The organism is Amycolatopsis vastitatis (genome assembly GCF_002234595.1).
In the GTDB taxonomy this organism is placed as follows: domain Bacteria; phylum Actinomycetota; class Actinomycetes; order Mycobacteriales; family Pseudonocardiaceae; genus Amycolatopsis; species Amycolatopsis vastitatis.
The window spans coordinates 41,353-67,149 of sequence record NZ_NMUL01000063.1; the positions used below are offsets into that span (position 1 = coordinate 41,353).

Genomic DNA, 25,797 nt, shown 5'->3' on the forward strand with positions numbered 1-25,797 from the left:
TTTGCGGGATCAGACCCGCGAAAGGCGGCTGACCAGCACCGCGGACGGCGTCGGGTGGGCCCCGCCGCCCCGCACCGAGTCCGCGACCGCGCGGTCGGACGTCGCGACGACCATGGGCCGCCCCGCCGGCTCGGCGGCGACGAGGTTGCGGATCACGTCGTCGGCGAGGACCCCGCGGTCGGAGAACAGCACCCGCACCCCGCGCGGCGACGAAGCCGGGACGGACAGCACGCCGGCGCCGTCGAAGACGACGGTGACCTCGGCGGACGTGCGCGCGGCCAGCGCGGACAGCTGGTGGACCAGCCGGTCGCGCTGGTCGGCGAGGGCCAGTTCGGGATAGCCGGTCTTGGTGACGTTGTAGCCGTCGACGATCAGGTGCACGTTGGGCAGCGCCAGATAGCGGTCCAGGGTGGACACGTCGGCGATCTTGCCGCCCTGGCCGGTGCCGGAGCTGGCGCCGCGGACCATGTCCGCGGGGCGGGCACCGCGCGCGCCGAGGGCCAGTTCACGGCGGAGGCCGGTGACGGCGCCGTCGATGGTGTCGATGAGCAGGGCGAGCCGCACCTCGTCGGCCTGCCGGGCCTCGCGGGCGGACTGGCGGGCGATCTCGGCGTCGGCGACGGCGCGCTCGGCGCGGGCGCGCTCGCTGGTGACGCGCTGGCGCTCCCGTTCGAGCTGGGCGGTGAGGGCGGCGATCTCGTCGGCGCGGGCCGCCGAGCCGCGTTCGGCCTCGGCGGAGGCCGCTTCGACCGCGTCACGGGCCTGGCGGAGCTGGACACCTTGCTCGCGAAGGCGCTTCAGGAGCTTCTCGACTTCGCCCTCACGCTCGCCGCGGGCGTTCTCGGCCGCATGCTTCGCCTCGGCGAGTTCGGCGCGGACCTGCGTGAGTTCGGCTTCGAGCCGCTGGGCGCGGGCGAGCGCGGCATCGCGTTCGGCGCGGAGGGCGTTTTCCTCGGCGTTCTTGGCCACCAGCCGGACGCGCCCGGCGGCCCCGGACTCCCCGAGCAGGACGGCCGCGGCCGCCGCGGCCACGGAGTCGGCGGCGTTGGGGTCGAGGACGTCGGTGCGGTGTTCGCGGAGCCATTCGATGACGGCCGTGCGGAACTGGGAGGACTCGCCGAGGGCGGCCAGCAGGGCGGCACCGCCGAGCTTCGCGCGCTTGGCGGGGGCGAACTTGGCGACGGGCCGCAGCTGGCGGGGGACGTCGGTGCCGGGCAGCTTGGCGACGGCGGCCGCGGCGAGCTCGGCGATGCGGTCGCGGACCGGTTCGGGCAGGGTCGGCCAGGTGGCGGGTTCGGGCCGTCCGGCCTGGTCGGCGGCATCCTCGGCCTGCTCGGGGCGCGACGCGACACCCGAGGGACCGACGGGGTCCCCGGGCGGCTCCGGCACGAGCGGCTGCGGGTGCATTGGTCCAGGGTAGGCCCCACCCCCGCATCCCGCCCCGCGCGCCACACGGACCACACCCCGACCAGCGGATCCGGCCACCGGCACCCGTGCCGGCGGCACCGGCCGGGCAAAACTGTCGGTGCGAGCCTCTAGGGTCTCGCTCATGCGTTCGGTCCAGGCACAGCTCGCGTTCGACGAGCTCGGAACTCCGTTGCGGGACACCACTTTCGTCGTCTTCGACCTCGAGACGACCGGAGCGCCCCCCGGACCGGCGGCGATCACGGAGATCGGCGCGGTGAAGGTCCGCGGGGGCGAAGTCCTCGGCGAGTTCGCGACGCTGGTCAACCCGGGCACGGTGATCCCGCCGCAGATCGTGTCGCTGACGGGCATCACGCAGGCGATGGTCTACGACGCGCCGCCGATCGAGGAGGTGCTGCCGGCGTTCCTGGAGTTCGTCGGGGGCGCGGTGCTGGTGGCGCACAACTCGGGGTTCGACACGTCGCACATGCGGGCGGCGTGCGAGGGCCACGGGTACGTGTGGCCGAAGCTGACCGTGGTCTGCACGGTCCGGCTGGCGCGGCGGGTCGTCCCGCGGGACGAGGTGGGCCGGTACAACCTGACGGCGCTGGCGTTGCTGTTCGGCGCGAAGACCCGGCCGAAGCACCGGGCGCTGGACGACGCGCGCGCGACGGTCGACGTGCTGCACGGCCTGCTGGAGCGGGTCGGGAACCTGGGCGTGCACTCGCTCGAAGAGCTGATGGGGTACCTGCCGGAGGTGACCGTCGCCCAGCGGGCGAAGCGGCACCTGGCGGCGGACCTGCCGTCGGCTCCCGGCGTCTACCTGTTCAAGGGGCCGAAGGACGAGGTGCTGTACGTCGGCACGGCGAAAGACCTGCGCCGGCGGGTGCGGACGTACTTCACGGGTTCGGAGGGGCGGAGCCGGATCCGCGAGATGGTCGCGCTGGCCGAGCGCGTCGACCACGTGGTGTGCGCGCACGCGCTGGAAGCCGAGGTGCGGGAGCTGCGGCTGATCGCGGCGCACCGGCCCGCCTACAACCGGCGGTCGAAGAACCGGCACCAGGGCTGGTGGATCGGGCTGACGGACGAGGCGTTCCCGCGGTTGTCGGTGGTCCGGCTGCCGCGGCCGGGCGTCCTCGGCCCGTTCCGCAACCAGGCGGACGCGCGGACGACGGCGGACACCCTGGCCGGGGCGTCGGGCCTGCGGACGTGCACGCAGCGGATCTCGCCGCGTTCGGCGAACGGGACCCCGTGCGTGCTGGCGGAGCTGGGACGCTGCGGGGCGCCGTGCGCCGGGCGGCAGAGCGTGGAGGCGTACAGCCCGGCCGTCGAGTCGGTGTCGGGGCTGATCGCGGGCCTGGACGGCCGTCCCCTGCACACCGCCGCCGCACACGTGGAGCGGCTGGCGGCGGGCCGGCACTACGAACAGGCGGCCCGGCACCGCGACGAGCTGGCGGGCCTGATCCGCGCGCTGGGCTGGGCCCACCGGCAGGCGTCACTGGCGTCGATCGGCGAGCTGATCGCGGCGGGCCCCGACGGCGCGGGCGGCTGGGAGCTGGCGGTGATCCGCTACGGCAGGCTGGCCTCGGCGGGCGTCGCGCGGCGCGGGGTGCCGCCGATGCCGGTGGTGGAGACGCTCGTGGCGTCGGCGGAGACGGTCCTGCCGGAGCCGGGCCCCCTGCACGGCGCGCCGCCGGAGGAGGTCGGGGTGCTGCTGCGCTGGCTGGCCCGCCCGGGAGTCCGCCTGGTCCGCACGACCCGCCCCTGGGCCGAACCGGCGGCGGTGGCGGGCTGGCAGGGCTGGCTGAGCCTCGTCGCGGACGCCCACTCACTGGAACACGTCGGCTGAGCCGCCCCGCGCGAACACCCCGTCCACCGCTCCGCAAGGGTCGGCTGGCGTACCGGAAGAGTCGGCTGGCGTACCTGAATAGTCGGCTCGCGTGCCTGAAGAGTCGGCTCGCGTGCCTCAAGGGTCGGCTCGCGTGCCTCAAGGGTCGGCTCGCGTGCCTCAAGGGTCGGCTCGCGTACCCGAAGAGTCGGTTCGCGAGCCGACCGTCCGGGTACGCGAGCCGACCTTCCAGGTACGCGAGGCGACCATCCGGGTACGCGAGGCGACCAGCTGGGTACGGGGGGCGGGGAGCCTCAAGCCCGGCTCGCCGAACTGCGCGGCACCGGCCAGACCCTCCGGCTGGCCCCGGACGACGGCCCGGGCTGGCTGGTCACCCGCACCCCCGGCGGCGTGCGGTGGTCGCGGGCCGCCGGAACCGCGGACGTGACGCTGGCCGGTCCCGTGGAAGACCTCCTGCTCGTGCTGACCCGGCGCCTGCCCGCGGACCGCGTCACGATCACCGGCGACCACGCCCTCGCCCAGCACTGGCTGGCACACACCGCGGCGTAGGGCTCACTAGGATCGCGGGCGACACCCGAAGACGAGTCTTGGAGGACCCAGGTGATCACCGCGATCGTGCTGATCCAGGTAGAGGCGGAGGCGATCCCGGACGCGGCGCAGGCGATCGCCGACATCGAGGGTGTCGGCGAGGTCTACTCGTGCGCCGGGGACGTCGACCTCATCGCCACCGTGAAGGTGTCCGCGCACGAAGAGCTGGCCGACCTGATCCCCGGCCGGATCGGCAAGGTGCCGGGCGTGCTGGACACCGTCACGCACATCGCGTTCCGGTCGTACTCCCGCGCCGACACCGAGTCGGCCTTCGCGATCGGCGTCGAGGATTGACCGAGCTCCCCGGGGAACTGACGGCCGCGCTGGCGGCGGCCCCGGACGCGGCAGCCGCGTTCGAGGCCCTGCCGCCGTCGCACCGGCGCGAATACGTCCAGTGGGTCGCGGAGGCCAAGAAGCCGGAAACGCGCGTCTCACGAGCCCAGAAGACCGTCACCCGGCTTCGCGGCGGCAAACCCTAGAAACGTCGAAGGCCCACCTCGTGCGAGGTGGGCCTTCGACGTTGCGGCTCAGTGTTCGGAGCGCTTGGCGGCCTCGGCCGTCTCGATGCTCTCGAACTCGCCAGGCTCGCCCTGGGTGACCGAGTGGCCGTTCCCGTGCCCGTTGCCGTGGGCCCGCTCCAGCGCGGCGGTCTCCTCGGCGGGGTCCGGCGACCAGAACGTGCCCGGCACGGCCTGACCGGCCGAGCCCAGCTTGTTCATCTTCTTCGGCACGGACGCGCCCTGGTACTCGAGCGGGATCGCGTGGCCGTGGCTGTCGACACCGGCGAGCGGCTGGTGGATCTCGATGAACTCACCGTGCGGCAGCCGCTTGATGATGCCCGTCTCGACGCCGTGCTCCAGCACCTCGCGGTCGGCCCGCTGCAGGCCCAGGCAGAGGCGGTAGGTGAGGTAGTACGCGATCGGCGGCACGATCAGCACGCCGATGCGGCCCGCCCACGTCGTCGCGTTCAGCGAGATGTCGAAGCTGTCGGCGATGATGTCGTTGAAGCCGGACAGCTCGATGACCATGAAGAAGCCCAGCGCCATCGCGCCCAGCGCCGTGCGGACCGGGGCGTCCCGGGGCCGCTGGAGCAGGTTGTGGTGCGCGGTGTCCTTGGACAGCTTCCGCTCGATGAACGGGTAGGCCAGCAGCAGGCCGATCAGGAGCGGCATGCCGACCGCGCCGGGGAAGAACACCGCCGGGATCGTGTAGTTCCCGAGGTAGACCTCCCACGCCGGCCAGATCCGGAGCATGCCGTCGGCCCAGGCCATGTACCAGTCGGGCTGCGAGCCCGCCGACACCTGCGCCGGGTTGTACGGGCCGAAGTTCCACACCGGGTTGATCTGGAACAGGCCCGACATCAGCGCCAGCACGCCGGTGACCAGCGTGAAGAACGCCCCGCCCTTGAGCGCGAAGTACGGCATGATCCGGACGCCGACGACGTTGGTCTCCTTGCGGCGCACGCCGGGGAACTGCGTGTGCTTCTGGTACCAGACCAGCGCCAGGTGTGCACCGACCAGGGCGAGCATGATGCCCGGCAGCAGCAGGATGTGCAGCGTGTACAGGCGCGGGATGATCTGGTCGCCGGGGAACTCCCCGCCGAACAGCGCCCAGTGGATCCAGGTGCCGGCCACCGGCACCGAAAGCACGATGCCCGACAGCGTCGCGCGGATACCGGTGCCCGACAGCAGGTCGTCCGGCAGCGAGTAGCCGAAGAAGCCCTCGAAGCAGCCCAGGATCAGCAGCAGGCCGCCGATCACCCAGTTCGCCTCACGCGGCCGCCGGAACGCGCCGGTGAAGAAGATGCGCAGCATGTGCACGGCCATGGACGCGACGAAGATCAGCGCGGCCCAGTGGTGCAGCTGCCGCATGAACAGGCCGCCGCGGACGTCGAACGAGATGTCCAGCGTCGTGCGGAACGCCTGGGACATCTCCAGGCCCTGCATGTTCTTGAAGCTGCCGTGGTAGACGACCTCCTGCATGGAGGGGTCGAAGAACAGCGTCAGGTACACACCGGTGAGCAGCAGGATGATGAAGCTGTAGAGCGCGATCTCGCCCAGCAGGAACGACCAGTGGGTCGGGAACACCTTGTTCATCTGGTGCCGCAGGCCCTTGGCCAGGTGGTACCGCTGGTCGGCGTTGTTCGCGGCGTCGCCCAGCGCCTTCTCGACCGGGCTCGACCCCTTGGTCGGCGTGGTGAGTGAACTCATGACTTACGCTCCCAAAAGGCCGGACCGATGGCCTCGATGAAGTCGCCTCGCGCGATCAAGTATCCCTCGTCGTCCACCGTGATCGGTAGCTGGGCCAGCGGCCGCGTCGCCGGGCCGAAAATCGGCTTGGCGTAGTGGAGGGCGTCGAACTGCGACTGGTGGCACGGGCACAGGATGCGGTTGGTCCGCTGCTCGTACAGGGAGGTCGGGCAGCCGACGTGGCTGCAGATCTTCGTGTACGCGTAGTAGTCGCCGAAGTTGAAGTCCTCCTGGCCGGCCCGCTTGACCACCTTGGCGGCGTCGGTCGAGCGCAGGCGGATCAGCATGACCGGGTTGTCGACGCGGGTCAGCGCCGCGGCCAGCTTCTTTTCGTCGTGCGCCTCGGTGTCGCGGTACGGGAAGACCGTGACCATCGCGCCGGCGTCGAGGTCCTCGGCCTTGACGCGGCGGACCTCCTTGACGTCCTCCTCGATCGAGCCCGAGACGGTGCGCAGGTAGACCTTCTCGCCCGGGTAGTTGGGCTTCCAGCCGGTGTGCCACAGCGAGTCGCGGGACTCGCTGTTCTTCCACGGGTTCTTGATGAACGACGCGACCGGCAGCGCGGCGGCCGCGAGGCCGAGCGCACCGGCGCCGGCGATCGCCGAACGCTTGATCAGCGAGCGGCGGGCGATGGTGCTGCGGGACCCGGCGTCGGCCAGGTGCGCGAGGATCGTCGCGCGGTCGACCTCGGCCGACCCCTCGCCCTGGTTGTCGCTCCGCTGCTGCACGGCGACCTCGGCGGGCACGAACTTCTTCGTGTACAGGATCACGCCGATGCCCAGGCCGAGGATGGCCAGGCCGAGCGTGATGCCGAGCATCGGGGTGTAGAGGCTGTACCAGAAGTGGCCGCTCTCGTTGTCCGGCGCCTCGTACTGCCACGGCCACCAGATCAGCGAAACGACGAACCCGATCCCGGCCAGCGCGGACAGGCCGAACCAGAACGCGACCAGGCGCTCGGCCCGCTTCTCCGCGCGGGTGCCCTCCACGGGCCACGGAGTCGGGTACTCGACGATCTCGACGCCGTCGAGCGCACCGCCCAGCTTCACCAGCTGGTCACGGTCCATCTCAGCCAGCTCCGCCTCCGACGGCGGCTTCGGCCCCTCGGCACTCATGCCTTCGATCCAATCCACAACGTCACGCCGATCAGCGCGGCGATCCCGACGATAAAGGCGATGACGCCCTCCGAAGCGGGGCCGACCCCGCCGAGGCCGTTACCACCCGGGTCATTGTTGCCGTCCGACACCGACTTCACGTAGGCGACGATGTCCTTCTTCTCCTCCGGCGACAGCTGCCGGTCGGAGAACTTCGGCATGTTCTGCGGGCCGGTGAGCATGGCCGTGTAGATCTGCTCTTCGCTGGCCGGGTCCAGGTTCGGCGCGTACTTGCCCGCCGACAGGGCACCGCCGCGGCCGGTGAAGTTGTGGCACGACGCGCAGTTGAGGCGGAACAGCTCGCCACCGCGGGCCGGGTCGGACCCGCGCAGGGCCTCGCCCTTCTCGGCGGGGCGCTGGACGCCGCCGCCGTGCGCCTGGATGTAGGCGCCGACCGCGTCGATCTCGGCCTCGGTCAGCTTCGGCGGCTTCCGCTCGATCTGCGCCTCCTGGCGCGCGGCGGGCATCCGGCCCGAAGAAGTCTGGAAGTACACCGCGGCGTCGCCGATGCCGATCAGGCTCGGCCCGCGGTCCTTCACGCCCTCGAGGTTCGCGCCGTGGCAGGCGATGCAGGTGTTGTTGTAGACCTGCTCGCCGAGACGCAGCTGCGCCGGCGTGCCCTGGGCCTGCGCGGTCTGCGGCTCCGGGGCGAACACGGCGTACAGGGCGCCGGCGCCCACCAGCGCGATACCGAGCGCGAGCAGGCCGGCGAACCGCCTCCGCAGCTTCGACCGCGCGCGGTAGCGGCGCTCCGAGGACTTGGTGCTGGTGGTCATCTTGCGGCAACCCTTGCTGTCAGTTCAGGCCGATGGTGAAGGTGGTGGCGGCTGGGCGGACCTACGGGAGGAGGTAGATCACACCGAACAGGCCGACCCACACGATGTCGACGAAGTGCCAGTAGTAGGACACGACGATCGCCGACGTGGCCTGGGCGGGCGTGAACTTGCTCAGTTTCGTGCGGATGAGCAGGTACACGAAGGCGATGAGCCCGCCGATGACGTGCAGGCCGTGGAACCCGGTGGCGAGGTAGAAGACCGTGCCGAACGGGCCCGACGGGATCGTCATGCCCTCTTCGACCAGGTTGTGGTACTCGTTGGCCTGGCCACCGACGAAGATCGCGCCCATGATCAACGTGATGATGTACCAGCGGCGCAGCCCGTAGACGTCGCCGCGCTCGGCGGCGAACACGCCGAACTGGCAGGTCAGCGACGACAGCACGAGGATCACCGTGAACGGGATCGCGTACGTCACGTTGAGCGTGAACTCCTCGCCGTGCAGCGGCGGCGGCCACTGGCCGGACGAGTTCTGCGCCTTGACGGTGAAGAACATCGCGAACAGTCCGGCGAAGAACATCAGCTCGCTGGACAGCCACACGATGGTGCCGACACTGACCATGTTCGGCCGGTTCAGCGAGTGGACCCGCTGACTGATGGTGGGAGCTGCCGTTGTCACGCGTCGCATTATGTCCTCTCGCACCGCCGCTCCGCCGGGTGGGTCCACGGCGAGCCGTCTGCGTAACCGATCACACCGGATGCCCGGGAAGGTGAGAGCTACTCATGGGTTTACTCGACCGCCTGCTTGACCTGGTCAAGAAGCGGGAAACGCCCGGTCTGAGCGTCGACGCGCCCGGACTGAAGATCGTCGCGGAGGCCTTCGACCCGGTCGTCGCGGACTCCGCCGTGCTGGCCGGTTCACCCGCCTGGGTCAGCACGGCACCGGCCGTCCTGCGGCACCACCTGCTGCTCCCGCCGGACCGGCTCGCCGAGGCCGCGGCGATCCTCGCCCAGGACGGCTATGAGCTGCGGGAACAGTCCCCTTCGGCGGATCCGGCGCGCGTGCTCGCGGTCCGGGTGCAGGTGCTCGACGCCCTGCACTGCGCCCAGGAACGGTCCCGGATGGCGGGCCTGGCGCAGCGGCTGGGCGGCGACGCGCTGGGCTGGGACGCGCTCCAGCCGGAGGCGCCCGCGTGATGTCCGTCTCGGCCGATACGATCGCCGGAGACGTGCGGTGATGAAACGGAGGCGTGTCCAACATGGGCGAGCGGTCGATGCGGGTCCTGGTGTTCAGCCACAAGCCGGAGGTGCGCGAGGCGATCGTGAACGCGGTCGGCCGGCGGCCCGCCGCCGATCTGGCGCGCGTGGACTACGTCGAGGCGGCCGGCATCGCCGACGTGCTGTCCGAGGTGGACGCGGGGAACGTGGACCTGGCGATCCTCGACGGCGAGGCGCAGCCGACCGGCGGCATCGGCCTGTGCCGCCAGCTCAAGAGCGAGATCACCGACTGCCCCCCGATCGTGGTGGCCGTGCGGCGCCGGGACGACCGGTGGCTGGCGACCTGGTCGCAGGCGGACGCCGTGCTGGTGCACCCGCTGGACCCGCTGACCGCCGCGGAGACCGTCGCCGACGTGCTGCGCGCGCGACGGGTCCCCGTCGTGAACGGCTGAGCCCGGTGACCACCCCGGTCCCCCGCACCTGGCCACCCCTGCTCAAGCAGCTGATCGCGGGCACCGACCTCGCCGCGGAGGACACGGCGTGGGCGATGGACCAGATCATGAGCGGCGCGGCGAGCCCGGCCCGGATCGCCGGGTTCGCGGTGGCGCTGCGCGCCAAGGGCGAGACGCCCGAGGAGATCGCCGGGATGGCGGCCATGATGCTGGCGCACGCGCGGCGCGTCGAGCTGGACCGCCCGGCGGTCGACATCGTCGGCACCGGCGGCGACGGCTCCAACTCGGTCAACATCTCGACGATGGCGACGATCGTCACGGCGGCGGCCGGCGCGCCGGTGGCCAAGCACGGCAACCGCAGCGCGTCGTCGAAGTCGGGCGCGGCGGACGTGCTGGAGACCCTCGGCGTGCGGATCAGCCTGCCGCCGGAGGACGTGCAGCGAAGCCTCACCGAGGTCGGCGTCGGGTTCTTCCTGGCGTCGGCGTTCCACCCGGCGCTGCGGCACGCCGGCCCGGTGCGCAGCGAGCTCGGCATCCCGACGACGTTCAACCTGCTCGGCCCGCTGACCAACCCGGCCCAGCCGGGCAGCGCGCTGATCGGCTGCGCGTACCAGGACAAGACGCGGGTGCTGGCGGAGGTGTTCGCCCGCCGGGGCACGAGGGCGCTGGTGGTCCGCGGCGACGACGGCCTCGACGAGATCACCACGACCACGACGTCGACGGTGCTGGTGGTCGTCGACGGCACGGTCACCGAGCGCACCCTCGACCCCGCCGGGCTGGGCATCCCCCGCGCGACGGCCGAGGACCTGCGCGGCGGCGACGCGGCGGCGAACGCCGAGGTCGTCCGCGAGCTGGTGGGCGGCAAGCCGGGCCCGGTCCGCGACGCGGTCCTGATCAACGCCGCGGCCGCGTTGGCGGCCTTCACGGGCTTCTCCGAGTCCCTCGAGGACGACCTCCGCGCCGGCCTGTCCCGGGCCGCCGAAGCGATCGACTCGGGAGCCGCCGCCGCGCTCCTGGACCGCTGGATCGCCTTCACCTGACCCGGGTCACGGCCGGCGGGCCGGTTTCCGGAGCCGGCTGGGTGCGGCGCTGCGGGGCCAGGGCGGCGGCGAGGACCGCGAGCATGCCCAGCGCTTCCGGCCAGCTCGGGCGGTGGCCGTAGAAGGCGATGTCGACCAGCACGGCCACCACCGGGTACAGGTAGGACAGCAGCGCCACCGTCGTGGTGGGCAGCTTGCCGATGCTCGCGTAGATCAGCACGTACATGAGTGCCGTGTGGACGGTCCCGAGCAGGACCAGCCAGAGCAGCCCCGAAGTCGTCGTGGGCAGGGGCGTGACGAGCAGCAGGGGTGCGAGCACGAGCGCACCGACCGTCGTCTGCACGGCGGCCAGCAGGTGCGGGCGGATGTGCTTCAGCTGCTTCGCGACGAATGACGCGCCGGCGTAGAGCACGGCCGCGCCGAGGGCGAGGCCGATTCCGGCCAGCTGCACGGGTTTGCCGTCCTCACCGTGCGCGGACAGCGAGATCAAGGCCACACCTCCGAACGCGATCCCGGCCCGGACCAGGTGGCTCTTGGCGAACTTCTCGCCGAGGAACGCCGCCGCCAGGCCGACCAGGATCAGCGGCTGGGTGTGGTAGACGACCGTGCTGACCGAGATCGACGACAGCGCGTACGAGGCGAACAGCAGCACCCAGTTGCCGACGAGGAACAGCCCGCCCAGCACCGCCAGCCCGAGGTCGCGGCGGGACGGCCGCCAGGCCTGCAGCCAGCCGCGGGACAGGCACCAGAGCACCAGCAGCGCGCCGCCGACGAAGCAGCGGGCGAACGCGACGGCCGGGGCGGCCGCGCCGCTTTCGAGGACGACCGCGCCGATCGTGCCGGACATCGCCATCGCCGCGGACCACTGCAGGAGCGGGCGGGTTTCCGAGTTCATCATGACGACCAGGTTCGTCGCCCCTCTCGCTACCGACCAGTGTCAGAGGTGACAACGACCGCAAAACTTGTGACATGCTGGCGGCCATGGACGTCAACCGGGTCGCGGTGGTGCTCGCCGACCGTGTTTCGCCGTTCGAGCTGGGTGTCGCGTGCGAGGTGTTCGGCACCGACCGCAGCGCCGACGGCATCGACGGCTGGGACTTCGCCGTGTGCTCACCAGGCGGCGGCGCCGTCGAGAGCTGGTCGGGCTTCGGGCTGTCCGGCCTCCGCGACCTGGACTTCGCGGCTTCGGCGGACCTGCTGATCGTGCCGACGTGCGCGCCCCGGACCGCGCCGCCGCCGCCACCGGTGCTGGACGTCCTGCGCGACGCGGCCGGGCGCGGGGCGTGGGTGGCGGGGTTCTGCGCGGGCGTGTTCTCCCTCGGCTACGCGGGCCTGCTCGACGGCCGCCGGTGCACGGTCCACTGGGTGTACGAGGCGGAGTTCCGGCAGCGCTTCCCGGCCGCCGAGGTGGACCCGCAGGCGCTGTACGCCGACGACGGCGGCATCCTGACCAGCGCGGGCACGGTCGCGGCGGTCGACCTGTGCCTGCACCTGGTCCGCCGGCTGCGCGGTGTCGCGGCGGCCACGGCCCTGGCGCGGCGGATGGTGGCGGCCCCGCACCGCGCGGGCGGGCAGGCGCAGTTCGTCCAGGCCCCGGTCCCGGCCACGGCGGCGGCCGACGACGCGGTCGTCGCGGAGGCCCTGGAGTGGGTCGAGCGACGCCTCGACCAGCCGTTCACGGTGGCGGAACTGGCCCGGCGCAGCGGCTTGGGCGAGCGCACGTTCCTGCGCCGCTTCTCGGCGGCGACCGGGACCACGCCGCACCGGTGGCTGACCGAGCGGCGGCTGGACCGCGCCCAGGCCCTGCTGGAAGAGGGGCGCCTTTCGGTGGAGGACATCGCGACGGCGTGCGGGTACGCCTCGGCGGCCGCACTACGACACCAGTTCAGCCGGCTGCGGGGCACGAGCCCGTCGTCCTACCGGGCGGCCTTCCGCGGCTGAAACGTCATGAACGACTCTTTCCTGTCATCGGATGACAGGAAAGAGTCGTTCATGACATTCGGGGCATCCGCTCGGACACGAAACCGGCCGCCACACCGAAGTGCGACGGCCGGTTTCGGAGGAAACGTCAGTCGTGCGACGGGCCCGTGTGGTACTCGAACACCAGCCCGCCGATCGTGATGAGCAGCGCGACCAGCGCGATGACCAGCAGCCAGATGTGGAAGAACGCCAGCGCGACGGCGCCGAGGGCGGCGGTGGCCGCCATGCCGATCGGCCAGTAGCTGCCCGGGCTGAAGAAGCCCAGCTCGCCCGCGCCGTCGCTGATTTCCGCGTCCTCGCGGTCCTCCGGGCGCGGCTCGATGCGGCGCGCGACGAACTGCATGTAGCTGCCCGCCAGGAACGCCAGGCCACCGGTCAGGAACAGCGCGACGATGCCGACCGGCTCGGGCCCGTGGGTCGCGGCCGCCGCGGTCCACACCCAGTACACGGCCGCCATGAACACGGCGAAGATCGCCACGATGAAGAAGATGCGGGCTTCGACCTTCATGGGTCTTTCCTACTCCTTGTACGGCTTGGCTGTCAGTTGGACGCGGTCCGTGCCGTGCGGTCGGTGTTGAACGGCTGGGTGGTCACCGCGTGCGGGGTGCACAGCTCGCCGCAGTTCATCTTCGCCAGCGCCTCGGCCGCGGTGAACGTCTGGCCGGTGGCCGGGTTCACCTGCTTGCGCAGCGCGATGTACTGGTCGAACTTGTCCGCCGACAGCGCGCGGACCTCGAAGTTCATCACCGAGTGGTAGGTGCCGCACAGCTCCGCGCACCGGCCGACGAAGGAGCCTTCGCGGTCGATCTTGTTCTGGAAGGAGCTGTCCTGGTTGTTCTTGTCCGGGTTCGGGAAGACGTCCCGCTTGAAGTGGAACTCCGGCACCCAGAAGGAGTGGATGACGTCGGTGGAGACCAGGTCGTACTGGATGGTCTTGCCGACCGGGAGCACCAGCAGCGGGATCTCGCCCGACGAGCCGACCGTGCTGACCTGGCCGCTGCCGTCCGGCTTCGCCGCGTTGGCGTCCTCGTACTTGAACTCCCAGTTCCACTGGAAGGCGACGACCTGGACCTTGACGTCCGGGTTGTCGACCTTGTCGAGGACCTTCGACTCCGTCGTCGCGGTGAAGAAGAACAGGACGCAGACCATGATCGTCGGGACGACGACCGTGAACAGCTCGAGCGGGATGTTGTACTGGAACTGCCGGGGCAGCTCCTCCGGCTCGCCGTCGGCGGTCTTCTTCTTGCGGTGGAACGTCGCGGTCCAGAAGATCAGGCCCCACACGATGATGCCGACGGCCAGCGCGGCCACCACGGCCCAGGTCCACAGCGTGCGCATCTGCTCGGCCTGGTGCGTGACGCCGACCGGCCAGCCGAACCGCAGGATCTCGTCGCCGGAGCAGCCCGTCGCGGTCAACGCGACCAGCACGGCCAGCGCGGCTACACGCGCGGTCCGCTTCCCCAGGGTGCGCTCGGGTTGTCCCACTGCGCCTCGCCCTTTCACCCAGAGCCTCCTACGACCGATCTTTGTGACAGCCGGACTCTAGCCGAGTTGGCCCATCCTGCTGACCAAGGGGTAACCATCGACGTGCGTGTTACTCGCCACGGCCTGCCCGGCATACTGGGGCCTTCCCAGCCCGATGACGCCCTGAAGGTGTGTGAGTACCCGTGTGCGGCCTGCTTGGACTGATCTGCGCGACCGAGACCGGCGCGGCGAACGCGCGTGAAGCCGTCGGCGCGGCCATGCGCTGCCAGCGCCACCGCGGCCCCGACGAGCAGGACACCTGGGCCGACGCCGAAGTCGTCTACGGCTTCAACCGCCTCGCCTTCATCGACGTCGAGCACGCGCACCAGCCGCTGGTCTGGGGCCCGCCGGAGGCGCCGGGCCGGTACACGATGAACTTCAACGGCGAGATCTACAACTACCTGGAGCTGCGCGCGGAGCTGGCCGAAAAGCACGGCGCGAAGTTCGAGACCGAGGGCGACGGCGAGGCCATCGTCGCCGGCTTCCACTACCTGGGCGCCGACTGGGTCAAGCGGCTGCGCGGGATGTTCGCCTTCATGATCTGGGACTCGCAGGAGAAGGTCGTCTTCGGCGCGCGGGACCCGTTCGGGATCAAGCCGCTGTACTACGCGGCCGGGTCCGGCGGGGTGGCGTTCTCCAGCGAGAAGAAGAGCCTGCTGGAGCTGACGGACGTCCTCGGCGTCGGTCAGGAGCTGGACCGCACGGCGCTGCAGCACTACCTGGTCCTTCAGTACGTGCCCGAGCCCGAGTCGCTGCACACGGCGATCCGGCGCGTGGAGTCCGGCACGTCGTTCGAGGTGGCCCCCGGCGGTGAGGTGAAGTTCACCCGCTACTTCCACCCGCGGTTCGCGGCGAAGCCGGTCAACGGGCCCGCCGAGGCGGAAGAGCTGTACCAGCGCATCGCCGACGTGATGCGCGACTCGGTCGGCAAGCACATGATCTCCGACCCGGACGTCACCGTGGGCGCCTTCCTGTCCGGCGGCATCGACTCCACGGCCACTTGCACGCTGGCCAAGGAGCACAACCCGAACCTGATCGCGTTCACCACCGGGTTCGAGCGCGAGGGCTACTCCGAGGTCGACGTCGCCGCCGAGACGGCCGCCGCGATCGGCGTGAAGCACGTGGTCCGCACGGTGTCGGCGGACGAGATGATGGAGCTGCTCCCGCTCATCGTCTGGTACCTCGACGACCCGGTGGCCGACCCGGCGCTGGTCCCGCTGTGGTTCATCGCCCGCGAAGCCCGCAAGCACGTCAAGGCGGTGCTCTCGGGCGAGGGCGCGGACGAGCTGTTCGGCGGCTACACCGTCTACAACGAGCCGATCTCGCTGGCGCCGTTCGAGAAGATGCCGGGCAGCGTGCGGAAGCTGCTGGGCAAGGTCTCCACGAAGATCCCGGAGGGCACCCGCGGCAAGGACCTGCTGCGCCGCGGCGCGCTGCCGCTGGAGGACCGCTACTACGGCAACGCCCGCAACTTCCGCGACAACCAGCTGCGCGCGGTCCTGCGCACCTACCGGGAAGGCGTCGGCTTCAAGGACGTCACGGCGCAGTGGTACGACGTCTCCCGCGGCTGGGACCCGGTGGCCCGGATGCAGCACGTCGACCTCTACACGTGGCTGCGCGGCGACATCCTCGTCAAGGCCGACAAGGTCACCATGGCGAACTCGCTCGAGCTGCGGGTGCCGTTCCTCGACCCCGAGGTGTTCAAGGTGGCGGCGAGCGTCCCGCTGGACCAGAAGCTCACGCACGGCACCACGAAGTACGCGCTGCGCCAGGCGCTCGCGAAGATCATCCCGGCGCACGTGCTGAACCGGCGCAAGCTCGGCTTCCCGGTGCCGATCCGGCTGTGGCTGCGCAACGAGATGTACGACTGGGCCAAGGGCATCATCAACGACTCGAAGACCGACGAGCTGCTGGACAAGAAGGCCGTGCTCGCGATGCTGGACGAGCACAAGGAGGGCCAGCTGGACCGCAGCCGCCAGCTGTGGGCGCTGCTGGTCTTCATGCTGTGGCACGGCATCTTCGTCGAGCACCGCATCAAGCCCGAGATCCCGGAGCCGGTCTACCCGGTCAAGCTCTGACCGTGAAGGCGGCCCCACCGGCGCGGGGCCGCCTTCACCGGCGCGTCAGTGCCACCACTGGTTGGTGCCGCCCGCGACGAAGTCCCACAGCTGGACCGCCGTGCCGTTCGTCCCACCGGTGGCGGCCTCGAGGTACCGCTTGGTGACGATGTTCTCGAACCGGTAGTAGCCCTCGGGGTTGCGGGTGACGTAGAACGCCTCGACCGCGGTGTTCCCGCACGGCCCGACCCACATCGGGGCGCCGTTCCGCCCGATGTCGTCCCGCGGGCCGAGGCAGCCGCCGGTTGTCCCCCTCGTCGGAGATCCGCCCCATGGCGGTCTCTCGACCGCCATCTTCCGTGCGAGGCAGGTCTCCGTCGAGCAAGTGTCCCGTCGTGGCAAAAACGCAGGTCAGGCGGCGGGCAGGACCGCCGAGATCTCCTCCGCCGCGTCCGGGCCGAAGGCTTCGCCGATGCGGGCGAGCGCGTCGGCTCGGTCGAACGTCCACTCCTGCGTGCCCACCGTCTCCAGCACCAGCACCGCGATCAGCGAGCCGAGCTGGGCCGCGCGCTCGACACCGAGGCCACCGTCGAGGGCGGCCAGGAAGCCCGCGCGGAAGCCGTCGCCGACGCCGGTCGGGTCGGCCTTGGCGCGCTCGGGGACCGCGCCGATCTGCAGGGCGACGCCGTCGGCGCCGACGATCTCGACGCCCTTCTCCCCCAGCGTCGTGATCCGCATGCCGACGTGGCCGAGGACGTCGGCCTCGGTCCAGCCGGTCTTCTGGAGCAGCAGCTCCCACTCGTAGTCGTTGCTGAACAGGTACTTGGCGCCGGCGACGAACTCGCGCGCCTGCTCGCCCGTCATCCGGGCCAGCTGCTGCGACGGGTCGACCGCGAAGGTGTACCCGCGCTGCCGGCACTCCGCGGCGTGGCGGATCATGCCCTCGGGGTCGTCCGGGCTGATCAGCACCAGGCTCAGCGCGCCGGCGCGCTCGGCGATCGGCTGCAGCTCGATGTTGCGGGACTCGGCCATCGCGCCGGCGTAGAACGTCGCGATCTGGCAGAGGTCCTCGTCGGTCGTGCACACGAACCGCGCGGTGTGCGCGACCTCGGAGACGTGCACCCCGGACGTGTCCACGCCGTGGCGCTCCAGCCAGGAGCGGTAGTCGGCGAAGTCGGCACCCACGGCACCCACGAGCACCGGCTGGACGCCGAGCACGCCGAGGCCGAACGCGATGTTCGCGCCGATGCCGCCGCGCCGGACCACCAGGTCGTCGGCGAGGAAGCTCAGCGAGACCCGGTGCAGCTGCTCGGCGACCAGCTGCTCGGCGAACCTGCCCGGGAAATGCATGAGGTGGTCGGTCGCGATACTGCCGGACACCGCGATCCTGGCCCTGTCTGCCACCGGCTGCTCCTTCGTGTTCGGCCTCACGGCAAAAGGCGCGAAGTTACCACCGGGTCATGACCCATCCGGGTAGTTCGCGCGTACCACCCGACACTACCGGCTGGTACTCCTTTCCCAGTCGAGTCGCGATCAATAGCGTTACGAATCGTGAACGCCGTCACCGAACCCGAAACCCTGTCCGAGCTGATCGCCGACTGCGCGCTCATCCCGGCAACGCTGCAGGCCGAGAGCCTGGAGCTGCCCCGTGTCACGGCCAAGCCGTGGCAAGTCGACGAAGCGTGCCACGCCCAGGTGGCCGAGCTCGGCGCCTACGTCTGAGAATTTCCGCAGCAAGCGAGAAGGCCCCGCCTCCTTTCGGGAGGCGGGGCCTTCTCGTCCGGCGCGGGTGGCTCAGTGGAACGAGTCGCCGCAGGCGCAGGAGCCGGTCGCGTTCGGGTTGTCGATCGTGAAGCCCTGCTTCTCGATCGTGTCCACGAAGTCGATGACGGCTTCCGACACGTACGGCGCGCTCATCCGGTCCACGGCGACCTTGAGGCCGTCGAAGTCGCGGAACAGGTCGCCGTCGAGCGTGCGCTCGTCGAAGAACAGCTGGTAGCGCAGGCCCGCGCAGCCACCGGGCTGGACAGCGATGCGCAGGTGCATGTCGTCGCGGCCCTCCTGCTCGAGCAGGGCCTTCGCCTTGGAAGCCGCGGCGTCGGTCAACGTGACGCCGTGGGTCTCCTCGGCGGTCTCGGCCTGCGTCGCGCCGGCGTGCTCAGCGGTCGTCATGGCACTCCCTCTAAGTTCGAACTCGCTACGGACACTCCTGGTGCTGACGTCTTCAACACCCCGGAAGTCCGATCTGTTCCCCCACCATCGTCGCACATGGATCGACCTGGTGAACGGCGGCGTGACGCCTGCAATATCCTGGTGAGGTGAGGTTCCTGCGCCGAAGCACCACAGACACCGCCGCCGACGAGCCGGAGACGGCGGACACCGTCGACGTCGCCGGCAAGGCGTACACGCCCGGTAAGGGCAAGGCTACGCCGAAGCGCCGTGATGCGGAGGCGAAGCGGCGCGGCCCGGTGGCGCCACCGCCCACCACCATGCGCGAGGCGATGAAGCGCAACAAGGAACTGCGGAAGGCCAACCCGCAGAGCAAGGAAGAACGCCGGGCGGCGACGAAGGCCCGCCGCGACGCCATGATGCGGGGTGACGACAGCGTCCTGCCGGCGCGTGACCGCGGGCCGGTCAAGGCGTACGTCCGCGACCTGGTCGACAGCAGGCGCAACCTGCTCGGCCTGTTCATGCCGATGGCCGTCTTGGTGTTCCTGTCGCTCACGTTGCAGGGGTTCCCCCAGGTGCAGACGACCATCACGTTGCTGTGCACGGTGATGCTGCTGGTGATGGCGATCGAAGGCTTCGTGAACGGCCGCAAGATCGTGAAGCTGGTGCGGGAGAAGTTCCCGAAGGAGACGGTGAGCGGCCGGACGATCGGCATGTACGCCTTCGTCCGGGCCTCCCAGATCCGGCCGCTGCGGGTGCCGAAGCCGCGGCTGAAGCCGGGCGACCCGATCCCGAACTGAGCTGGTTTCCGAGAAGCCGGGCGAAACGGTGTTTCGCCCGGCTTTTCGCTGCTTGCGGCCGGAGTCACCATCGGGTCGTTAGCCAAGCAAACGATTACCGCCTAGGCTGGCGTCATGGAGTTTCGTCGTCTCGGCCGCAGCGGCCTCAACGTCAGTGAGATCTCGTACGGGAACTGGCTCACCCACGGTTCCCAGGTCGAGGAGGACCAGGCCCACGCCTGCATCAAGGCGGCGCTGGACGCCGGCATCACCACCTTCGACACCGCCGACGCCTACGCCAACACCGCCGCCGAGTCCGTGCTCGGGCGCGGGCTCAAGGGCCAGCGGCGGGAAAGCCTGGAGATCTTCACCAAGGTCTACTGGCCCACCGGCCCCAAGGGCCCCAACGACAAGGGCCTTTCGCGCAAGCACGTCATCGAGTCCGCGAACGCGTCCCTGAAGCGGCTCGGCACCGACTACCTCGACCTCTACCAGGCGCACCGGTTCGACCGGACCGTGCCGCTGGAGGAGACCATGCTCGCCTTCGCCGACCTCGTGCGGCAGGGCAAGGTGCTCTACGTCGGCGTCTCCGAGTGGACCGCCGAGCAGATCACGCGGGGCGCGGCGCTGGCCCGGGAGCTGAAGGTCCCGTTCGTGTCGAACCAGCCGCAGTACAACATGCTCTGGCGCGTCATCGAAGACCAGGTCGTCCCGGCTTCCGAGCGCGAGGGGCTGAGCCAGATCGTCTGGTCGCCGATCGCGCAGGGCGTGCTCACCGGCAAGTACAAGCCGGGCCAGGAGTACCCCGCCGGCTCGCGGGCCACCGACGAGAAGGGTGGCGCGAACATGGTCGCCCGCTTCCTCGACGAGAACGTCCTCAAGCGCGTCGCCGAGCTGGAACCCCTCGCCAAGGACGCGGGCCTGTCCATGGCGCAGCTCGCCGTCGCGTGGGTGCTGCAGAACCCGAACGTCGCGTCCGCGATCATCGGCGCCTCGCGGCCCGAGCAGGTGCACGACAACGTCAAGGCGGCAGGCAAGAAGCTCGACGCCGACCTGCTGACCGCCATCGACGACGTCCTCGGCGACGTCGTCGAGCGCGACCCCAGCCTGACCAAGAGCCCCTAGTCCTGGTCGCTCCGGTCCTGGAACGGCACCCCGAGGTCGAGCCCGTCCTCGGGGGCCATCCGGGGCTCGAGCCCGAACCCGCGCAGGAGGCGGCCGGCCCCGGCCAGCCGGTCGCCGCCGCGGCCCGGCACGCGCGAGGGCGTGACACCGCGCGAGACGAGCAGGGTTTCGACGTCGTCGATCAGCCGGTACGGGTCGTACTCACCCACGGACCCAGGTCTTCCCGGTGATCCGCTCGTAGACCTCCGTGTAGCGCTGCCGCGTCTGCTCGACGATGTCCGCCGGGATCTCCGGGCCGGGCGGGGTCTGGTCCCAGCCCGTGCTCCGCGACCAGTCACGCACGAACTGCTTGTCGAACGCGTGCTGCGGACGGCCCGGCTCCCAGTCGTCGGCGGGCCAGAACCGCGACGAGTCCGAGGTCAGCACCTCGTCGCCCAGGGTCAGCGTGCCGTCGGCGTCGAAGCCGAACTCCAGCTTCGTGTCGGCGATGATGACACCCTGTTTCGCAGCGTGCTCCGCGCCCTTCGTGTAGATCTCCAGCGTCAGCTCGCGAAGCCGCTTCGCGGTGTCCTCGCCGATTTCGTTCAGCACCTCGTCGAAGGTCATGAACTCGTCGTGGCCGGTGTCGGAGATCTTCGTCGTCGGCGTGAAGATCGGCTCCGGCAGCTTGGCGCCCTCGACCAGCCCCGGCGGCAGCGCGACGCCCGAGATCTTGCCGTCCCGCTGGTACTCCCGCAGGCCGAGGCCGGCGAGGTAGCCGCGCGCGATGCACTCGACCTGGACCATCTTCAGCGGCTTGCAGCGCATCGCGCGCCCGGCGAACTCCGACGGCACGTCGGTGGTCGACACGACGTGGTTCGGGACGACGTCGCGCATCCGCTCGAACCACCACGCGGACAGCTGGTTGAGCAGCTTGCCCTTGTCCGGGATCGGCGTCGGCAGCGAGACGTCGTAGACCGAGACCCGGTCGGACGCGACCAGCAGGATGTCCCCGCCGTCGAGCTCGTACAGGTCGCGGACCTTGCCCGCGTGGATGTGCTTCATTCGCCGTCCTCAGTCGTGTACTCGTAGAAAACCCAGTGGTCGGGCAAGGCGGCGGATTCACCGTACTCGACGACCGTCCCGTCGGCCGCCAGGAAGGTGCTCCGGCCGAGCAGCACCGGCGATCCCGCCGGCAGCCCCAGCTCGGCCGCCTCCTCCGCGCCCGCGCGGCCCGCCGCGTGCCGCTCCTGCGTGGTCGCGATCTTCGTGCCGAGCCGGGCCGCCGCGTGGGCCGCGGTGCCCTCGACGATCCGCTCCGCCACCAGCAGCGCCGGCGCCTTGGCCGACAGCGCGCCGTCGAACCACGACGTCGACGTCGACAGCGGCCGGGAGTCCGGCCCGTAGGTGGTACGCCGTCGGCGGATCACCGGGGCGCCCTCCTCCAGGCCCAGCGCGGCCGCGGCGCGTTCGGACGCCGGCTCGAGGGCGGCCGACCGGATCACGGCGTAGTGGCCGGGCGGGTAGATCCGGCCCGTCCGGGCCGTGGCCGCGGTGCGGTCGCGGGCGGTGCGGTGCAGTCCGCCGCGGTCGACGACCGTGCCGACGCCGCGCACCGGGCGCACGAGCCCCTGCGTGCGGAGTGTGGCCAGCACCTTGGTGGCCGTGGCCATCGCGACGGCCCACGTGCGGGCGATCTCGCGGGCGGACGGCACTGCGTCGCCCTCCTGCAGCCGGCCGGACAGGATGTCGTCACGGATCCGGCCCGCGATCTGCAGGTACGGCGGCTCAGGGCGGTCGAGGGTGGGCAAGGCGGCTCCTCACAGGGACAACACGCACAAGTGTTCTAGCACGCCGGAGGGTGACACACAAAGGCCTGTTCAGAACCACCCAGGTGTACTAGTACACGCTCTGGACTGTGCTCTAGTACGCAAGTTACCCTCGAAAGTGTGTCCCCGCCCACAGCGCACTCCGGCTCCAGCGGCCCGGGCCTCGAGGAACTCCTCGAGGAACTCCGGCGCCGCAAATGGGTCCTGCACCTGTTCGGCGGCCGCGAGGCGCCGGAGGTCTACGCGGCGGTGCACCGGTGGCCGACCTGCGCGGACGTCATCATCCTCCGCGACGAGCACCGGGCCAGCGCCTACCGGGTACCGACCTTCCCGGGCACGGACGTGTTCAGCCCGCGGGTGGTCACCTGGCAATACCACGCCACCCCGGTCTGGACGCTGCGGGCGGTGCTCACCCTGGCCGAGCCCGGCACGCCGGGCGCGCCGCTGCAGGCGCTGCGCCCGCAGCCCGGCTGCCACATCCCGCTCGAGCTGCGGCACGACGTCACCATCCGGCCGACGAGCACCGCGCCCGAACCGGACCGGGAGGGGGACGACGGCGGCCCGCCCGCGTGCGCCTAGCGGGTCAGCAGCCGCTCCGCGGCCACCAGGTCGTGGGGATAGGTGATCTTGAGGTTCTCGGGAGCCCCCGGGACCCAGCGGATCGGCAGGGAGGAGAACCGCTCCATGCACGACGAAGTGTCCGTACCCACGAAGCCTTCGCGCTCGGCCTTCTCGTAGGCCTCGAGCAGCGGTCCCGCCCGGAAGCCCTGAGGCGTCTGGACGCGGATCGCGCCGGGCACCTGGGCGACCAGGTGCCCGGCATCCACCCCGACGACGTCGTCCGCGGCCAGGCCCGGCACAGCCCCCCCGTCCTCGCGTGTCCGGGCCAAAACCGCGCCGATCAGCTCGGGGTGGACCAGCGGCCGGGCCGCGTCGTGCAGCAGCACGGCGTCGACCCGGCCGCCTGTGATTCGCGGGGCGAGGTGGCGCAGCGCGTTCAGCTCGGACGCCTGCCGCGTGTCCCCGCCGTACACGATCTCGACGTTTTCGTGGCCGGCGAGCACCTCTTCGGCGAGTTCCGCGTCCTGCGGCCGGATCACCAGCACCAGCACGCCGATGCCCGGCACGCGCGCGAACGCGTCGAGGGACCACGTCACGACCCGCCGCCCGGCGAGCGGCAGGTAGACCTTGTTCAGCTTCGCTCCGACGCGGGTGCCCGCGCCGCTGGCCAGGACCACCGCGGCCGCCGTCGTCTCCACGAGCCGCGAGACTACCGGTCACCCGTGCCCGGTAGGTTGGCCACAGCGTTGTCGTGGCACAGAGTGGAAACCGGGGCTTCGCCCCGGGCCGGGGGCTTCGCCACCCGGAACCCCCACAAGAGTTGAAGGGCCTGGTGTGGAGCCGGAAAACATCGAGTTCCCCGAGATCACCCCGCCCGACGACCACGCCCGGTCGGCGGCGATCGCGCTGCACGGCAAGCTGGTCAAGCCCGCCGGTTCGCTCGGCCGGCTCGAGGAGCTGGGCGTCTGGATCGCCGCCTGCCAGGGCCAGTCGCCGCCGCGGCCGTTCACCCGGCCCCGCGTGGTCGTCTTCGCCGGCGACCACGGCATCGCCGCGAAGGGCGTCTCCGCCTATCCCGCCGAGGTCACCGGGCAGCTGCTGGGCACGATGCTCACCGGCGGCGCCGCGATCAACGTGCTGGCCGCCGCCGCGGGCGCGAGCGTCCGCGTGGTCGACCTGGCCGTGGACACCGAAGCGCCGGCGACCCGCTCGATCGGCGAGTTCAAGGTCCGCCGCGGTTCGGGCTCCATCGACGTCGAAGACGCGTTGACCGCCGACGAAGCCGAGGCCGCCGTCCGCGCCGGGATCGCGATCGCCGACGCCGAGGTCGACGGCGGCGCGGACCTGCTCATCCCGGGCGACCTCGGGATCGGCAACAGCACACCGGCGTCGGTGCTCGTCGCGGCACTGACCGGCAGCGAGCCGGTGGCCGTCGTCGGCCGCGGGTCCGGCATCGACGACAACGCCTGGATGCGCAAGGCCACCGCGGTGCGCGACGCGCTGCGCCGGGCCCGCGTGGTGCTGGCCGACCCGGTCGGCCTGCTGCGCACCACGGCGGGCGCGGACATCGCGGCGATGGCCGGCTTCCTCGCCCAGGCCGCGGTCCGCCGGACGCCGGTGATCCTGGACGGGCTGGTGGCCTGCGCCGCGGCGCTCGTCGCCGAAGACCTCGCCCCGGGCGCACGACGCTGGTGGGTGGCGGGCCAGCGCACGGCCGAACCCGCCCACGCCCTCGCCCTGGAACACCTCGACCTCGGCCCGCTGCTGGAGCTGGACGTCCGCCTCGGCGAAGGCACCGGCGCGGTCACGGCGTTGCCGCTGCTGATGATGGCCGCCCGCGTCCTCGCCGAGACGGCGACCCACGACCAGGCCGGGGTTTCCGGCCCGCTCGTCGCGGCCCCGGCTTCCTGACGAAGACGAAAGCGGCCCCCGGTGCACCGGGGGCCGCTTCGAAACCGCTCTCAGCCGAGCTTGACCATCCAGTGGTCGGCGTCGGGGTGGGTGCCCTCCTGGATGCCCGTCAGCTCTTCGCGCAGCTTCATCGTCAGCGCGCCCGGCTGCCCGTCGGCGATCGTGAACTCGCCGTTGGCGTGCTTGACGTGCCCGACCGGGGTGATCACCGCCGCGGTCCCGCAGGCGAACGTCTCGGTCAGCTCACCGGACGCCGACGCCTTCTCCCACTCGTCGGTGGAGATCCGGCGTTCCTCGACCTTGTACCCGAGCCGCGAAGCCAGCTGCAGCAACGACTTGCGCGTGACGCCGGGCAGCAGCGAACCCGTCAGCTCCGGCGTCACCAGGCGCGCGTTCTCGCCGGAGCCGAAGACGAAGAACAGGTTCATCCCGCCCATCTCCTCGACCCAGCGCCGCTCCACCGCGTCGAGCCAGACCACCTGGTCGCAGCCCTTCTCCACGGCCTGCGCCTGCGCCACGAACGACGCCGCGTAGTTGCCGGCGCACTTGGCCGCGCCGGTGCCGCCGGGCGCCGCGCGGACGTACTCCGTCGACAGCCAGACGCTGACCGGCTTGACCCCGCCGGAGAAGTACGACCCGGCCGGGGACGCGATGACCGTGTACACGTAGTCGGCGGCCGGGCTGTTGACGCCGAGGCCGGTGGACGTCGAGATCATGAACGGCCGCAGGTACAGCGAATCACCCTGCCGGGTGGGCACCCACCGGCCGTCGACGGCGACGAGCTCCCGCAGCGACTCGATGAAGACGTCCTCGGGCAGCTGGGGCATGGCGAGCCGCTCGGCCGACTGCCGGAACCGCGCGGCGTTGGCGTCCGGGCGGAACGACGCGATCGAGCCGTCCGGCTGGCGGTAGGCCTTGAGACCCTCGAAGATCGCCTGGCCGTAGTGCAGCACCGACGTCGCCGGGTCGAGGGTGAAGGGGGCGTACGGGCCGACCTGCGCGTCGTGCCAGCCCTCGGCTTTCGACCACTTCACGGTCACCATGTGGTCGGTGAAGTACACCCCGAACCCGGGGGCGGCGAGTACCTCCGCGACACGGTCCGCGCTCGCAGGACTCGGGTGCGGGACATGGGCGAACTGTGTCGTGGTCGTCATGGCTA

Annotated in this window: 30 protein-coding genes; 14 read left to right on the plus strand and 16 right to left on the minus strand. The window is 71.2% G+C overall.

The genetic code is table 11. The features are described 5' to 3' along the window. Nucleotides 1–9: 9 nt before the first annotated feature. The gene (locus CF165_RS42875; protein WP_093953320.1) at nt 10–1,407 is read right to left on the minus strand and encodes an NYN domain-containing protein; all 1,398 of its coding nucleotides are present in this window, start codon (nt 1,405–1,407) and stop codon (nt 10–12) included. 142 nt (nt 1,408–1,549) lie between these two features. On the opposite strand from CF165_RS42875, the gene CF165_RS42880 reads away from it, so the two are divergent. The 4 genes from CF165_RS42880 (at nt 1,550) to CF165_RS42895 (ending at nt 4,320) form a co-directional block, all read left to right on the plus strand. Then, complete coding sequence (locus CF165_RS42880; RefSeq protein WP_093953321.1) at nt 1,550–3,253, plus strand: DEDD exonuclease domain-containing protein; 1,704 nt, start codon at nt 1,550–1,552, stop codon at nt 3,251–3,253. 270 nt (nt 3,254–3,523) lie between these two features. Next, a complete protein-coding gene (locus tag CF165_RS42885; protein WP_338023667.1) occupies nt 3,524–3,802 on the plus strand; it encodes an SCP2 sterol-binding domain-containing protein in 279 nt (92 codons plus the stop codon). A gap of 51 nt (nt 3,803–3,853) precedes the next feature. Continuing rightward, nucleotides 3,854–4,135 carry an Lrp/AsnC family transcriptional regulator gene (locus tag CF165_RS42890; RefSeq protein ID WP_093953322.1) on the plus strand — a complete coding sequence of 94 codons (282 nt, stop codon included), beginning with the start codon at nt 3,854–3,856 and terminating at the stop codon, nt 4,133–4,135. After that, nucleotides 4,132–4,320, plus strand: a complete 189-nt coding sequence (locus tag CF165_RS42895; RefSeq protein WP_093953323.1) for a YdeI/OmpD-associated family protein — start codon at nt 4,132–4,134, stop codon at nt 4,318–4,320. Before CF165_RS42890 ends, CF165_RS42895 begins: the two co-directional genes overlap by 4 nt. A gap of 48 nt (nt 4,321–4,368) precedes the next feature. On the opposite strand, the gene qcrB is transcribed toward CF165_RS42895, so the two are convergent. The 4 genes from qcrB to ctaE all read right to left on the minus strand — a co-directional run bounded on the left by qcrB (nt 4,369) and on the right by ctaE (nt 8,702). Beyond that, nucleotides 4,369–6,051: a cytochrome bc1 complex cytochrome b subunit gene (qcrB, locus tag CF165_RS42900; RefSeq protein ID WP_093953324.1), complete on the minus strand. Its 1,683-nt coding sequence runs from the start codon at nt 6,049–6,051 to the stop codon at nt 4,369–4,371. Further along, nucleotides 6,048–7,202, minus strand: coding sequence for a cytochrome bc1 complex Rieske iron-sulfur subunit (gene qcrA / locus CF165_RS42905; RefSeq protein ID WP_093953325.1), 1,155 nt, complete (start codon nt 7,200–7,202; stop codon nt 6,048–6,050). The genes qcrB and qcrA overlap by 4 nt, the downstream gene beginning before the upstream one ends. Beyond that, complete coding sequence (gene qcrC, locus CF165_RS42910) at nt 7,199–8,017, minus strand: cytochrome bc1 complex diheme cytochrome c subunit (RefSeq protein ID WP_093953326.1); 819 nt, start codon at nt 8,015–8,017, stop codon at nt 7,199–7,201. The genes qcrA and qcrC overlap by 4 nt, the downstream gene beginning before the upstream one ends. Nucleotides 8,018–8,078: 61 nt before the next feature. After that, a complete protein-coding gene (ctaE, locus tag CF165_RS42915) occupies nt 8,079–8,702 on the minus strand; it encodes an aa3-type cytochrome oxidase subunit III (protein WP_093953327.1) in 624 nt (207 codons plus the stop codon). Between the two features lie 95 nt (nt 8,703–8,797). On the opposite strand from ctaE, the gene CF165_RS42920 reads away from it, so the two are divergent. The 3 genes from CF165_RS42920 (at nt 8,798) to trpD (ending at nt 10,724) form a co-directional block, all read left to right on the plus strand. Next, a complete protein-coding gene (locus tag CF165_RS42920) occupies nt 8,798–9,211 on the plus strand; it encodes a hypothetical protein (protein WP_093953328.1) in 414 nt (137 codons plus the stop codon). Nucleotides 9,212–9,273: 62 nt separating this feature from the next. Beyond that, entirely contained in the window at nt 9,274–9,684 is a 411-nt protein-coding gene (locus CF165_RS42925; protein ID WP_093953329.1) for a response regulator, read from the plus strand. 5 nt (nt 9,685–9,689) lie between these two features. Further along, a complete protein-coding gene (gene trpD / locus CF165_RS42930; protein ID WP_093953330.1) occupies nt 9,690–10,724 on the plus strand; it encodes an anthranilate phosphoribosyltransferase in 1,035 nt (344 codons plus the stop codon). On the opposite strand, the gene CF165_RS42935 is transcribed toward trpD, so the two are convergent. Beyond that, a complete protein-coding gene (locus tag CF165_RS42935; RefSeq protein WP_093953331.1) occupies nt 10,717–11,622 on the minus strand; it encodes a DMT family transporter in 906 nt (301 codons plus the stop codon). The genes trpD and CF165_RS42935 overlap by 8 nt on opposite strands. An 83-nt stretch (nt 11,623–11,705) precedes the next feature. On the opposite strand from CF165_RS42935, the gene CF165_RS42940 reads away from it, so the two are divergent. After that, nucleotides 11,706–12,665, plus strand: a complete 960-nt coding sequence (locus CF165_RS42940; RefSeq protein WP_093953368.1) for a GlxA family transcriptional regulator — start codon at nt 11,706–11,708, stop codon at nt 12,663–12,665. Nucleotides 12,666–12,792: 127 nt separating this feature from the next. On the opposite strand, the gene CF165_RS42945 is transcribed toward CF165_RS42940, so the two are convergent. Both CF165_RS42945 and ctaC read right to left on the minus strand, forming a co-directional pair. After that, on the minus strand, nt 12,793–13,212 hold the full coding sequence (locus CF165_RS42945) for a cytochrome c oxidase subunit 4 (RefSeq protein WP_093953332.1): 420 nt from the start codon (nt 13,210–13,212) through the stop codon (nt 12,793–12,795). A gap of 32 nt (nt 13,213–13,244) precedes the next feature. Beyond that, nucleotides 13,245–14,189: an aa3-type cytochrome oxidase subunit II gene (gene ctaC / locus CF165_RS42950; RefSeq protein WP_093953333.1), complete on the minus strand. Its 945-nt coding sequence runs from the start codon at nt 14,187–14,189 to the stop codon at nt 13,245–13,247. A gap of 182 nt (nt 14,190–14,371) precedes the next feature. On the opposite strand from ctaC, the gene asnB reads away from it, so the two are divergent. After that, nucleotides 14,372–16,306, plus strand: a complete 1,935-nt coding sequence (asnB, locus tag CF165_RS42955) for an asparagine synthase (glutamine-hydrolyzing) (protein ID WP_093953334.1) — start codon at nt 14,372–14,374, stop codon at nt 16,304–16,306. Nucleotides 16,307–16,351: 45 nt separating this feature from the next. On the opposite strand, the gene CF165_RS42960 is transcribed toward asnB, so the two are convergent. Both CF165_RS42960 and CF165_RS42965 read right to left on the minus strand, forming a co-directional pair. Further along, nucleotides 16,352–16,639 (minus strand): RICIN domain-containing protein, encoded by a 288-nt coding sequence (locus CF165_RS42960; RefSeq protein ID WP_093953335.1) that lies wholly within the window; start codon nt 16,637–16,639, stop codon nt 16,352–16,354. A 57-nt stretch (nt 16,640–16,696) separates the two neighbouring features. After that, nucleotides 16,697–17,689 (minus strand): carbohydrate kinase family protein, encoded by a 993-nt coding sequence (locus CF165_RS42965; RefSeq protein WP_093953336.1) that lies wholly within the window; start codon nt 17,687–17,689, stop codon nt 16,697–16,699. Between the two features lie 147 nt (nt 17,690–17,836). Between CF165_RS42965 and CF165_RS51930 the strand changes: the two genes are divergently transcribed. Next, entirely contained in the window at nt 17,837–18,007 is a 171-nt protein-coding gene (locus CF165_RS51930) for a hypothetical protein (protein WP_167441738.1), read from the plus strand. Between the two features lie 72 nt (nt 18,008–18,079). Here the strand turns inward: CF165_RS51930 and CF165_RS42970 are convergent, their stop codons facing one another. Continuing rightward, the gene (locus CF165_RS42970; RefSeq protein WP_004562664.1) at nt 18,080–18,457 is read right to left on the minus strand and encodes a HesB/IscA family protein; all 378 of its coding nucleotides are present in this window, start codon (nt 18,455–18,457) and stop codon (nt 18,080–18,082) included. A gap of 146 nt (nt 18,458–18,603) precedes the next feature. On the opposite strand from CF165_RS42970, the gene CF165_RS42975 reads away from it, so the two are divergent. Both CF165_RS42975 and CF165_RS42980 read left to right on the plus strand, forming a co-directional pair. Further along, on the plus strand, nt 18,604–19,254 hold the full coding sequence (locus CF165_RS42975) for a DUF3043 domain-containing protein (protein WP_093953337.1): 651 nt from the start codon (nt 18,604–18,606) through the stop codon (nt 19,252–19,254). A 114-nt stretch (nt 19,255–19,368) separates the two neighbouring features. Next, on the plus strand, nt 19,369–20,358 hold the full coding sequence (locus CF165_RS42980; RefSeq protein WP_093953338.1) for an aldo/keto reductase family protein: 990 nt from the start codon (nt 19,369–19,371) through the stop codon (nt 20,356–20,358). Here CF165_RS42980 and CF165_RS42985 read toward each other — a convergent pair. From CF165_RS42985 to CF165_RS42995, 3 genes are read right to left on the minus strand one after another with little or no spacing between them, the layout of a single operon-like run. Next, a complete protein-coding gene (locus CF165_RS42985) occupies nt 20,355–20,567 on the minus strand; it encodes a hypothetical protein (RefSeq protein WP_093953339.1) in 213 nt (70 codons plus the stop codon). The two genes, CF165_RS42980 and CF165_RS42985, sit on opposite strands and share 4 nt — an antisense overlap. Further along, complete coding sequence (locus CF165_RS42990) at nt 20,560–21,402, minus strand: phosphoribosylaminoimidazolesuccinocarboxamide synthase (protein WP_093953340.1); 843 nt, start codon at nt 21,400–21,402, stop codon at nt 20,560–20,562. The genes CF165_RS42985 and CF165_RS42990 overlap by 8 nt, the downstream gene beginning before the upstream one ends. Beyond that, the gene (locus tag CF165_RS42995) at nt 21,399–22,148 is read right to left on the minus strand and encodes a GntR family transcriptional regulator (protein WP_093953341.1); all 750 of its coding nucleotides are present in this window, start codon (nt 22,146–22,148) and stop codon (nt 21,399–21,401) included. Before CF165_RS42995 ends, CF165_RS42990 begins: the two co-directional genes overlap by 4 nt. Before the next feature lie 138 nt (nt 22,149–22,286). Between CF165_RS42995 and CF165_RS43000 the strand changes: the two genes are divergently transcribed. After that, complete coding sequence (locus tag CF165_RS43000) at nt 22,287–22,745, plus strand: hypothetical protein (protein ID WP_093953342.1); 459 nt, start codon at nt 22,287–22,289, stop codon at nt 22,743–22,745. On the opposite strand, the gene CF165_RS43005 is transcribed toward CF165_RS43000, so the two are convergent. Beyond that, a complete protein-coding gene (locus CF165_RS43005) occupies nt 22,742–23,425 on the minus strand; it encodes an IspD/TarI family cytidylyltransferase (protein WP_093953343.1) in 684 nt (227 codons plus the stop codon). The genes CF165_RS43000 and CF165_RS43005 overlap by 4 nt on opposite strands. A gap of 136 nt (nt 23,426–23,561) precedes the next feature. Here CF165_RS43005 and cobT point away from each other — a divergent pair, with 136 nt between their 5' ends. Then, nucleotides 23,562–24,638 carry a nicotinate-nucleotide--dimethylbenzimidazole phosphoribosyltransferase gene (gene cobT, locus CF165_RS43010; protein WP_093953344.1) on the plus strand — a complete coding sequence of 359 codons (1,077 nt, stop codon included), beginning with the start codon at nt 23,562–23,564 and terminating at the stop codon, nt 24,636–24,638. A gap of 50 nt (nt 24,639–24,688) precedes the next feature. On the opposite strand, the gene CF165_RS43015 is transcribed toward cobT, so the two are convergent. Continuing rightward, a complete protein-coding gene (locus CF165_RS43015) occupies nt 24,689–25,792 on the minus strand; it encodes a branched-chain amino acid aminotransferase (RefSeq protein WP_093953345.1) in 1,104 nt (367 codons plus the stop codon). Nucleotides 25,793–25,797: the final 5 nt, after the last annotated feature.